This is a genomic window from Photobacterium aphoticum (assembly GCF_001029435.1).
Lineage (GTDB): Bacteria > Pseudomonadota > Gammaproteobacteria > Enterobacterales > Vibrionaceae > Photobacterium > Photobacterium aphoticum.
Genome location: NZ_LDOV01000022.1, coordinates 245,106 through 256,960 on the forward strand (window position 1 = coordinate 245,106; position 11,855 = coordinate 256,960).

Consider the following 11,855-nt stretch of genomic DNA (forward strand, 5'->3'; position numbering starts at 1 on the left):
GAGTCTGCGATTCGGCCATCTTATGGCCTAATCACCGTATTCTACTCAGATAAAGCAACCTAGCTTCGTGTTCAAAAGAACAACCTGCTGTCTGTTTACTACGACTCGCTATTAAAATTGTTATTGATAAGTGTTCGCGATTAAGCGCCGTAGTTGACCCATATTACAGAAATCTATGTGCCTCATCAGCAAAAAAAATGGAAAAAATATCGAAAAATCGCAATTCATTGTCATAAATCAATCTTCGATGTATCAATAAAACCACAAAAAGTCAATTTTTTATCACTGCGACAGCGTGTGAACAATGTCCGCCCTAATCGATACAATTTGCGTTTTTTCTCCGCAATCTGCGTTATGATTAACGCTCGTTGTGTGCCTGTCGGCATGATGCACTGGCTAGACCATTCATCGTGAACTATTCATGTAGAATAGCTGACAGTTTGATTAACCCACTGACAGTAGTGAAGCATGTTTCTAGAATCTTATTACGCCGAACAGAATGGTGAATTCTCTTTTACACGTGAGCAAGCGAGTCATTTTGCTAAAAAAATCGCTGGCGACTTCAATCCCATTCATGACGAAGACAACAAGCGCTTCTGTGTACCTGGCGACCTACTTTTCTCTGTAGTACTGGCGAAAGCAGGGATCAGTGAAAAGATGCGTTTTGAATTCGCTGGTATGATCAGCGATAACATGTCACTCAAAGCGGCTCACAGCTGCTTCAATGACTTTGCTGTGGTAGACAACAACGGCAAAGAATACCTTCATGTCACCCGTGAAGGCAGCATTACCACTAACCCAGCGTTGATTGAGCAAGTCACCAAAAGCTATGTGCAATTCTCTGGGATGAACTTCCCGCACATCATGGTGCCGTTGATGCAATCAAAAGAGATCATGATTAACCCAATTCGCCCATTGGTGATTTACGAAAGCATGGAGATCGATTTCACGCGTTTGGATTTGACTGCACCGACGGTTGAACTGACGAAGTCTGAGATTGACGTAGATGGTAAGCGTGGCAGTGTGACCCTGCACTTCAGCTTCCTTGAAAACGGTGAAGTGGTGGGTACCGGCCGTAAGCGCATGCTGCTCAGCGGTCTGAAGCCATACTGCCAGGATGACATTGATGATCTGGTGAGTCGTTTTAACCAGCGTAAAATCGACTTCTCAGCAAAACAAGCCGCGTAAGCCCTTCGCTCGACGGTTTTACTGCCCACAAATACAAAAAATCCCTATCTCAGGATAGGGATTTTTTTGTCTGTCATCTTTCAATCTGCACGTATTTTCTGCTGCGATCAGAAGTCGTACTGAATGTAGAAGGTATTGTAGTTACTGCCGCCCTTGATGCGTCCAAACTGGGAGGCACTCTCAAAGATCGCTGAACGGTGATGCAGGCTGTAGCCTACCCACAGATTGTCCAAAGAATTCTGATTGATCAAATCCCCCACATTAACATCCACAGAGAAGTCGAGATAATTAAGCAACTGGCTTGGCTCGTAGCCTTTCTCGTCCATTTCCGCTTGCTCAATGTGCGTGATGCCACTGACGTAAGAGAGGCCTTCTGCCACACCAAAACGCCATTTAACCGGCCATTCGAAGGTGTAATACGCCTTAATGGCGATAACGTATTCCTGAATACTGCTCTGTACTTCTGATTCCCAATGCCACACAAAGCCCGGCGTCAGATAAATATCCAGCGGAATACCAAACAATTCATCCGTCAACGGGTGACCGTAGAAGACCGACGTTAACTGGTTGTTGTAAGGATCATCTTCCATGTTGCCGCCAAAGATATCACCGATATTGGATGGCGTTGCCCAACCGTGGGCTAAACGAAGATACGGACGGGTACTGATGGATGACTTTTTCGGTTTGCTGCGGTCATTAAAGAAACCAAAGCCGAGAAACAGCTCACCTTGCCAATCATCAGTGACAATCTGTGAATCCCGCACATTCCCGTCAAAATAACGGACAAAGCCGCCACCCAACAGGTACAAATGGGATGCAACATGATAGCTCGCCCCGACACCGGCTTTAATATCCATGCCCGCATCTATCGGCTCTAATCCCAGTCCGTAGTAATAGCTGTTGTAGCGATCGCCTTTAAAAATGGCACTGACTTCAGGCAGAATCCGCCAGTTATCAATGGTCACATCCGCCCCAAGTGAAGCTTGCGCCTTGAAGCGTCCTTCTGGGTCATTGAGCAAATCAAACTTGCTGTAGTACTCATCGTCCCACTTGTATTTGAGCTGAAAGCCCAAATCGGCCGTGTCCCCGCCAATCTGGTTTTGAAACGATGACGGAATATCAATGAAATGCATCCGTACTAACGCATTGAGTTCCCATTTGTCTTTACGGAACAGACACATCCCCCCTTCCGTTCCGTTTAAGAAGAAACGATCGCCTTGATAGAACATCATCGGCACAAATGTTGAGACGGTGCTGTCTTCCACCACGGACTTAGTGGCGTATGGAATACTCGCCCCACGAATAACGGCGGCAATCCCCCAAGGCGCCTCACCATCACGCTCAGCCCGTAATGTGTAGGGTGATACACTATCATTCGTCTCGATGTCATCCACCGCCGACTGAGCCCACACGGTTGCATTCACCAACAAAGGGGCGCACCCCATTAACCAACCTAACTGCTTAAACAAACCTGATTCCTTCGGCTTGACTACCGCATACATACAGCCAGATTGCTGGTATGGGTATGTTCTTCTATTTGTGGAGAATTTTAGAGTATTTCATAAGAAAAGTGCGCGCTTTTATACAAATAAAGCGCAAAAAAAAGCCCGATAACTATCGGGCTTTTGTAAATATTTGCGAATTAGTGGTGCGAGGCGATTTCCGCTTTTTTCAGATCTTTAACGCTCTTGCTCACTTCACGACGCTCTTTTGAAAGCTCTGCACTGATGATAATGTGATCGTCAACGCGATCTTCGTAATCGCCTTTCATGTTTTCGATGATTTCAACGATCTGGTCGTGCGTCATGTCAGCCTTGATGTAATCAAGTAGGTTTTCAAGCAATTCAACACGCTTACGGTTATCACGGATTTTACGATCGTTATCCAGGATCTCACGCTTCAGCTTGTTCTTACGACGAGTTTGACGAACTAGCTCTAGGATAGTGTTCATTCTTTTTCCTTTTATGAATCTACAAAACCTAACTCATCCCGTTATATCAGAAATCTTTGTTGCTACTCAAGTCACATTTTAACCAATTAAAAAAGATCGCTCATTACTTTGATGTAGTGCAGAATCTCGCACATTGGTCACCCTTTTCGCAGCTGGTTATACCTCTTTCGCTTGCAGCACATTTTTTCACCACTTGAGTATTCCCATACCATCAATCTCGCTATCACCACGCGCAATAGTTTGATTTATCAACAATCCTGAAATCTTGCGATGAAAATCCAACCGCAAATGATGATCGCCTTCAACCTAATTGCTGTGAATATCCCCACACTTTCTCACAAAAGTATTTGCAAATAGCATCATCCAGCCTAATCTTGAAAAGACCAATAGTGTTTGGCAATACGCAACAATGAGCAAGAATCGCTTCATCTGGCCATACTTTTTTGCAAGTTACACTGGAACAAAGGGATTCAATTGTCACCATGATGCAGTTAAATGGTATTGGCACGTGTACAGATGTAAGTAATTCAGGAGACAACATGTCTAAAGCAACAGGTACCGTTAAGTGGTTCAATGAAGAAAAAGGTTTTGGCTTTATCACTCAAGACAACGGCGGTGCTGACGTATTCGTTCATTTCCGTGCCATTACCGGTGACGGTTTCAAAACGCTAGCCGAAGGTCAGAAAGTCAGCTACGAAACAGAGCAAGGCCCGAAAGGTCTTCAGGCTGCGAACGTAGAAAAAATCTGATTCAACTGAATGAGATTCCGTTAAAAGGGCTATTGCAGCCCTTTTTTACTTTCTGTCTTCCACCAAACAAAGCCGCACTTCACACCCCCACAACACGCTGACAACGCCTATACCCACTCACCGATAGCGTATTGTGATCTTTTCGCTTTAACTTCCGGCATTTTCATCAGGTTAACTTAACAGCTTGTATATTCACGGTTATCTCAGTAGATGCCTGCTATCTGGGTCACACTTTGCTATATAAATGACTCAATTCCCTAGTATTTGCTTGCGTACACCCCCTCCGTGTGGCCTAATACTTCACGGCCTGTAATGCAGACCTATTTATGCCACAAATTGAAATAGAAAACTTCGTTCCACCGCTACATCCAGCGACTGACCTGAAGATCTCAACATTCTTTTGTCCATAAGTAATACATTATGATGGCTTAAGTACGCTCTCGAAGCGTGATACAAATTTATTTAATTCAGGAGACATAACATGTCTAAAGCAACTGGTATCGTTAAGTGGTTCAACGATGAGAAAGGTTTCGGTTTCATCACTCAGGACAACGGCGGCGCTGACGTATTCGTTCACTTCCGTGCTATCCTAGGCGAAGGCTTCAAATCTCTAGCTGAAGGCCAGAAAGTATCTTTCGACATCGAACAAGGTCAGAAAGGTCCTCAAGCTGCTAACGTTGAGCGCATCTAATTTTAGATACCTCGCGTAAAGTTTCTGAAAGAGCGCTCTTGTAGCGCTCTTTTTGTTTTTCTGCCCTTAAAAACTCTCCCTTTCGCCGCATCCCCTTTTCTAGCGTTGTTGATATAGTGCTAGCGCCGACAGCAGATACAAAAAAGCCGCAAGTATGACACTCACGGCTTTATAGATAGCGTTTACAACTCACAGATGAAACATTAGCCCACGATGACTCAATAGACGTTAGAAGCCATATTCCCGGGCTTCAATACGCTCAGACGCCTTTTGATAGAACAAGTCGTAACGCATACTCTCGCGCTCTTCTTCTGTCATCAGCTGGCGGATCATCTTGTCGCAGTGTTCCAGCAATTTCGCAATGTCTTCAATTTTCATGGTACGAGGCAAACAGCGCGATAAAATCATCACAATCTTCAATGCAACCGCTCGCAATGTCGGACAACGGCGGATGATCAGGATATAGATATTCAACATATCCTGAATGCTGTCCTTCTTGTTGTGGATCATGCGATACATGCTTTCCAACCACTTCTGTTTATCGGCATTGACCTGCTGCAGTGCTTTGGCCATCTCGATTTTACTCGTCATGATGATCTCGGTTTCATTGTTCACCAGAGACTCATTACACCAACGAATACTCTTTGCGAACTCCGAGTCATAAGACATCACGTTCAGTAGCCAACAGAAATGATAGCGGTCATAGAAGTGCTTAAACGGCTTACTCTTATACAACGGGTTAAGAATGTCGATCGCTTCAACGAACTTCTTCTCTTCCATCGATAAATGTGCCACCAGCAAATCTAACTGAGGGCGATATTGCTCTTTCTTGTCTTCTTCAAACAAGCCTTTGAGCAACATGCGCGCTTCTGCCAACAATTTTTCACGCATCACCCCTTCGCTGCTGCGTGCTGAAAACAGCACCATGCGCGTCAGGTTAAAACGGGCAAAAATCGAGTTACGGTAGGTTTCCTTGTTGATTTCCATGTACACACGGTAACGCTCCAGCGCGCTGGCATAATCCCCCACCGAAATGCACAAGTTAGAAATCACCAGCTCACGTTCTGAATGTTCCGGTACCAGCTTATTCGCCGCCTTCAGGTGGGCAATCGCCTCCGGAATATTCTTGTTCATGATGCTGAGGTTCGCCGCTTCAACACGCGCACCAATGTTGTTCGGTGACGTCGCCAACAACTCACTCAACACTTCCGACGCTTCTACCCGCTTGCCTTCATGCATGAACACGTTCGCCAGGCCAATCTTCGCCCAATCCACCGGTTTTTCTTCCAGGGTTTGTTCATAAACCTGCTTCGCTTCTTCATACAGTTTCAAACGACGCAAGAAGGTCCCTTTGAACTTCTGAATCGTGAAATAGTATTCAGGGAAGAACGGTGACAGTTCATCACACGCTTTCAGACCCTGCTGATACTCTTTATTGGTCTCTGCGGTATACAGCGGCAACAACGACTTCTTACGGTGTAGCGAGACACTCAGACGCTGCTTAAGCTGATTAATGTTAATCGGCTTAAGGATGTATTCATCCGGCATCAGCTCCAGAATAGAGCGCACAATCAAGGATGAACTCTCTGCGGTGATCATGACAAACACCGCATCATCATTGATCAGCTTATAGTGCTTGAATTCTTCAAACACCTGCTTGCCGTTCAATCCCTTACCAAAGTTGTAATCACAAATGATGATGTCGAACTTGTCGCGTGACGCCATGAAAATACAGGAACGTGCACTCTTGGTATGGAAAATGTTGTGATCCAAAAAACCCAGTTTGATCAACATGCCACGTAAGCTGGCTAAAACAATCGGTGCATCATCAGCAATCAGCACCTTTAATTCTTTCAGATCCATCTTGTTCATGATTTATCACTCAATCTTATTGAATTTCAGCAACTCGATGATCGATTTCACACCACACTTGGTCAGTACACGCGTCTTATACGTGCTAACCGTTTTTTGGCTGATATCCAACTCGCTGGCAATTTGCTTATTTGAAAGCCCTTTAATCAAGCAATCCGCCACAAAGCGTTCACGCTTCGACAGTTTTTCTTGCACTGAACTGTCGATGGCATAGCGGTTTTCGCCGTGCAGAATCGTATTCACGATCTTGCTGGCCGTTTCATTCAGGGTTTTTTCTTTTACCAACCAACGGTATTCCGTTAGCTGACTCGACAGCATCTCCGGACACTGCGCATTGAACTCTGCCAGGAAAATGAACTCGCCTTTAAAGCCTAATGAACGGGCATAAATACACAGCTCAACGGTGTCTTCCGTCACTTCGTGCTGGTTGATCACAATGGCATTGATCAGGTTACCATTGACGATATCCATGCTCTTACGGGTCAGCTTTTCGCTCTTGGCACTGAACACGTGATAGTCTTTCAGCATCAGCTTTTTCAAGGCTTTCCCGCTGACGCTTTCGTTATCCAAAATCAGGCAGTGCAAACCTTCAAACAGATTATCGGCTTCCACTTTCTTATTGGTGTTCTTGTAGTACAGCTCTAACAAGGCATCGGCCGTCATGGGTGAGCCGGTGTAAAAGCCCTGACAAATATCACCGCCGTGATGACGCAGGTATTCCCACGTCTCTTCATCTTCCACCCCTTCCACCACGCAGGTCAGGCCCAGCGAGTTCGCCAAAATCAGGCAGGAATGGGTGATCTGCTGATTTTTATAGTTGGTCGATAAGCCATTAATGAACGACTTATCAATTTTCAATTCGGTATACGGCAGCTGCGCCAACTGTTCCAGTGAAGAGTATCCCGTACCGAAGTCATCAATCGACAACCCTACGCCATGCATGCGTAAACGTGCGAGGTTAGCCAAAGAGGTGATCGAGGCGTTATACACATCGTGCTCAATCATCTCTAACGTCAGTTTGTGCAGCGGGAAGTCATACATCTCGCAGACCTCAAACACCGCTTCACAGATATTGGATTCCAGATTGCTCTTGGTGATGTTCACTGACAACTGCAAGTCCGTATCCATGCTACTGATCGCCGCCACGGCATTTTTCAGTACCACGTAGAACAGATCTTGGCCCAAGTTCAAACGCTCAATGGCATCCAGGAAACGATGCGGACCAATCACGCCATGCAGCGGATGTTCAAAACGCACCAGCGCTTCCACCCCCACCATTTGGCCAGTTTGAAAATGGAACTGTGGCTGGTAGTGGTTGGTGAACAAACCATATTCAAAGCCCGCCGCCAATTCATCAGCCGTCAGCTCTTCCTGCTGAACAACTTCGGCTTCCTGCTCATCGACCAGCGCCAATTGCTCAAACACATTGTCGAGATCTTCTTGTTTGTACGGCTTTTTAATCACCTCAACAAACTTAAAGTTACACAAGCTGCACATGTTGTAGATCAACTGCAACACCGACTCATCGGCCGCACTCAGGATCACCACGCCCATCTCAGCATTGATTTCTGCCAGCTGGGTGAGGAAGCTCACGCCGTCCATTTCCGGCATACGCAAGTCACAGAACACCAAATCAATGGCGTGAGATTTAATAATGTCTAGCGCTTCAATACCGTTTGTTGCCACCAGAATGTCATCAAAACCCAAGCGTTTAATCTTCAGCTTGAGGCTAACCACCTGAATAGTATCGTCTTCGATCAGTAGAATTTTCATTATTAATCCGCTTTATTCACTTGCAGCCAATGTTCGGCTTGCGCAACCACTTTGGTCATTTCGTTCACCAATTTCTGTCGGTGGTGAGCAACTTCCGCTTCGTCTTCGGCCTGCTCTAACTGAATGGCATAAGTGATCAAATCTTGTAACCCCAGCACCCCGGCCGACCCTTTGACTCGGTGGGCGATGGATTTGTATTCATGAGGTGACTGCATCAGTTGCATGATGTCTGATGTCATTGCCTCTACCACCACGCTGGCCACTTCCTCACGTTCGCTGTCGAGGTAATCGTCAATCCAAGTGGTCTCTTTCTCATCGGTGTGTCTTGTCACTTGCAGGTGTGGAATCAGTACCTGATACAGAGCTTCTAAGGTATACGGCTTGAAAATCACCGTATCCATGCCCGCTAACTCCGCTTTGGTGACGGCAATACGTGAATCTTCTGCCGTACAGCCAATCACCGCCATGTGTTGCCATTGCCCGTTTTTCACATGCTTGGTTAACTCGTAACCGTCCATGTTGGGCATATGGCAATCGGTCAGCAACAGCGCATAGTCTTCACCGCGTTGTTCTAATTCAGCCAATGCTTGCTGGCCGTCTTCCACCAGCGTGGCGGTCACACCCAATTCGGTGAGCTGACGTTTAATCAACAATCGGTTGATAGGATCATCATCGGCCACCAACACATGGCCACTTAAACGCTGACTGTTCACATGTGCTGCAGAGGCAATACCGAGATCCATTAACCGCAATAACCGCGTGTGCAGTAAATCCGGGAACAGATTGACCGCATCATCATCCACCGTCAGCCAATGGTCAGCATCGGATTCTGATGCCAATGGGATCCCCCACTGTGTTAACCACGCCGCGACCTGCTCATGGTTGGTATAAACCTTGTTATTGGCGCCATCAATCACCACTTCTTCGGCTTTGATCGGTAGAGAAACACGAACCGTCGTCCCCTCACCCAATTCACTGCTCACCTCAATTTGACCGCGCATCAGTTGAATCAAGCTCTGAACAATCGACATCCCCAACCCAGTACCGCCATAGCGACGGGCGATGCTGGCATCGGCCTGCACAAACGGCGAGTAGATGCTGGATAACTGCTCTTGTGTCATGCCACAACCGGTATCGCTGATCACAAGGCGCAGCTCGGTTTTGGTGGTCATGATGTTCACGGTAATTTGTCCTTTATCGGTAAACTTCACCGCATTAGAGAGCAAATTCATCACGACCTGATTCAAGCGCAATGCATCGATATGGGCGTACACATACGGTGTCGGCACCCAATTCACTTCAAAGCCCAGCGACTTCACGTTGGTATTGGCTTCATAGCTACGCAGCATCGGCGAAAGCTCGTCAATCAGGCTGCAACGACGTACATCCAATCGCAGCTGCTTGGCCTCGATTTTTGAGAAATCGAGAATATTGTTCACGTGATGTTTTAGGTTATCGGCCGAGTTAATTGCATTCTGAAGTAATAACTGGCTGTCATCGTTGGTGATCTTCTTCGACAGAATTTCCATCAACCCCAGCATCGCTGCTAACGGGTTACGCAATTCATGGCTCACCACCGCCAAAAACTGGTTACGCAACGCAATGGCTTCTAAGGCTTCTCGTTTGGCTTTCTTCACTTTCTGGTAAGAAACCACCAACGGCAGCAAAATCAGCAGGAAGCCCAGCAGCGTGATGCTACTCATGGCGATGATTTCGTTCTTATCAAAACCATAGTTAACGGTAATGCGGCTGTGCATTGAGCGGATACGTTCCAACTCCTCCGGCCCCAGCGTCGCAATCACCTTGTTGATCAAATCATGCATGATGATGCTTTCATCACGCATAAACATACCGATGTCCATTTTCAGACGAGACTCTTTACTCGGCTCAATCACTTCGTAATCGGTATCGAAATGCAGTAGCAAGGTCTGGTTCACCAGATCTTTGTTAATCAGCATATCGGTGATCTCGCCGTGTTTGAGATCGGTCAGTAAATTGTCGTAACGGGTGTACACCTTGATCGAATCAAAACGACCATCGGTACGCACAAAGTTATAAAAACTTCCCATACGGTCCAGAATACCCAAACGGCGCTTATCGCCAGGCTCGTTGGTACGCAGATGCAAAAACTCGAGCGTTGAATATTTATCTGAAATCAGAAACTCAGGATCGTCTTCATCCACATCCAGAATGTGCTGATAGGGCAGAATGTCGACTTTACCGTCACGCAGCATCTCCATCGGATCCTGACCATGAGTAGGCACATACACCAATTCCAGCGAGGTACGAGAATCCAGCACCTTCATCAGATCATGCACATAGCCTTTTAAGGAGCCATCCACTTCATCACGGTAAGACAGCGGAAACACATCTTCTTCTACGGTGTAACGCACGATGTTGTCGTCATCGTTACCGCCCGTCACGAAGTTAAAGTTCGCCTGTTCCGCCAATGTATAAATATTGTGTGAGTTAATCGGGTTCTCTGTTTTACCCGTTTTCTCAGCGGCAATCACTTTGTTGAAAATCGACAGCAGCACCGGCTCATCTTTGGCCACGATAATGCGGTAATCTTGCGCGCCAATATCACGGTCAAACACCACTTTACCCGGCGCGGCGATGTTCTTGCCTAAAGTCGACAACAGCGAGGTGTAATTAAGAATGGTTGCATCCGCCAAGCCCTGCACAATCATTTCTTGCGCCGCTTCAGGCGTGTTCACCAGCGATAACGACGAATATCCACGCGCAGCAATGGCATCACAGTAAGACGAACTTTTCACACACACCCAGCGCAGTGAGCTACGTGATTTATTCACCAACCGCTTTTCTCTCAACCAAATGATACGCTGGCTTTCGTAGATCATATCTGACAGCAAAAACAGCTTTTCACGTTGTTCCGTTTTCCCCAGCCCAACGATGGCATCTATTTCACCGTCAACCACCCCCTGATGCATATCTGTCAGCGTGTTATAGAAGGTATAGGTAAACTTAATGCCCAGCTCGTTGCTTAAGCCCACTGCATAATCATGATTGATCCCCGAAAACGGCGGCACATCCCCACCCCAGTACGGTAACCAGGCTTCTTTCAGCACACCGAATTTAAACAGTGGCTTTTTGTCGAGGTAGGCTTGTTCTTCTTCGGAGAGATAGTCTGCTGAGAACGCAGGAAATACAGTAAGGAAAAACAGAAAAGTGAGAAGGCGTTTCAACAGATGACCAACCGTGATTTTGCTCGCAAAACAGAGCCGTAGTGTAAATCCAATTTTCTCAAATGCCAAGAAAATGCGACTTTTAACACCACAAAATTAGTCATTTAAAATCAATGAATTACAGCAAATGTAGGAATAATCTGACTTACTCCGATCACACTTTCTTACATTAAGTTGCGTATGCACTCATTACGATATCGTTTTCGTGTAAATTACATGAATTTTTATATCGGAAAGTGGAATAATTCTCACTTTGCTGAATCGTGTCACCTGGTGGGGAATTTTAGTTATTTTGTGTTGCGGAATAATTGGTGACAGCGTCACTTGTAAATCCCTTTTATTGCATTCCTGTTCTTCCATTTTTTCTCTGAAACACTTGTATTCGCGTATCTATTTCCCTTTCTGCCTTGCCTCTTTCTGCCATG

The 11,855-nt window shown here is 46.1% G+C and carries 8 protein-coding genes; 3 read left to right on the top strand and 5 right to left on the bottom strand.

Annotated elements, in window-relative coordinates; all coding sequences use genetic code 11:
* Positions 1–468: 468 nt before the first annotated feature.
* On the top strand, positions 469–1,188 hold the full coding sequence (locus ABT58_RS12965; RefSeq protein ID WP_047874814.1) for a DUF3581 domain-containing protein: 720 nt from the start codon (positions 469–471) through the stop codon (positions 1,186–1,188).
* Positions 1,189–1,295: 107 nt separating this feature from the next.
* Here the strand turns inward: ABT58_RS12965 and ABT58_RS12970 are convergent, their stop codons facing one another.
* Both ABT58_RS12970 and ABT58_RS12975 read right to left on the bottom strand, forming a co-directional pair.
* Entirely contained in the window at positions 1,296–2,633 is a 1,338-nt protein-coding gene (locus tag ABT58_RS12970) for a MipA/OmpV family protein (protein ID WP_047874856.1), read from the bottom strand.
* A 197-nt stretch (positions 2,634–2,830) separates the two neighbouring features.
* Positions 2,831–3,139, bottom strand: coding sequence for a DUF496 family protein (locus tag ABT58_RS12975; protein ID WP_047874815.1), 309 nt, complete (start codon positions 3,137–3,139; stop codon positions 2,831–2,833).
* Between the two features lie 539 nt (positions 3,140–3,678).
* On the opposite strand from ABT58_RS12975, the gene cspE (ABT58_RS12980) reads away from it, so the two are divergent.
* Positions 3,679–3,888 (top strand): transcription antiterminator/RNA stability regulator CspE, encoded by a 210-nt coding sequence (gene cspE / locus ABT58_RS12980; RefSeq protein WP_047874816.1) that lies wholly within the window; start codon positions 3,679–3,681, stop codon positions 3,886–3,888.
* A 481-nt stretch (positions 3,889–4,369) separates the two neighbouring features.
* Positions 4,370–4,579: a transcription antiterminator/RNA stability regulator CspE gene (gene cspE, locus ABT58_RS12985; protein WP_047874817.1), complete on the top strand. Its 210-nt coding sequence runs from the start codon at positions 4,370–4,372 to the stop codon at positions 4,577–4,579.
* A 228-nt stretch (positions 4,580–4,807) separates the two neighbouring features.
* Here cspE (ABT58_RS12985) and ABT58_RS12990 read toward each other — a convergent pair whose 3' ends face one another.
* From ABT58_RS12990 to ABT58_RS13000, 3 genes are read right to left on the bottom strand one after another with little or no spacing between them, the layout of a single operon-like run.
* Positions 4,808–6,451: a response regulator gene (locus ABT58_RS12990; RefSeq protein ID WP_047874818.1), complete on the bottom strand. Its 1,644-nt coding sequence runs from the start codon at positions 6,449–6,451 to the stop codon at positions 4,808–4,810.
* Positions 6,452–6,457: 6 nt separating this feature from the next.
* Entirely contained in the window at positions 6,458–8,224 is a 1,767-nt protein-coding gene (locus ABT58_RS12995) for an EAL domain-containing protein (protein WP_047874819.1), read from the bottom strand.
* Positions 8,225–8,226: 2 nt separating this feature from the next.
* Positions 8,227–11,430, bottom strand: a complete 3,204-nt coding sequence (locus tag ABT58_RS13000; protein ID WP_146147189.1) for an ATP-binding protein — start codon at positions 11,428–11,430, stop codon at positions 8,227–8,229.
* Positions 11,431–11,855: the final 425 nt, after the last annotated feature.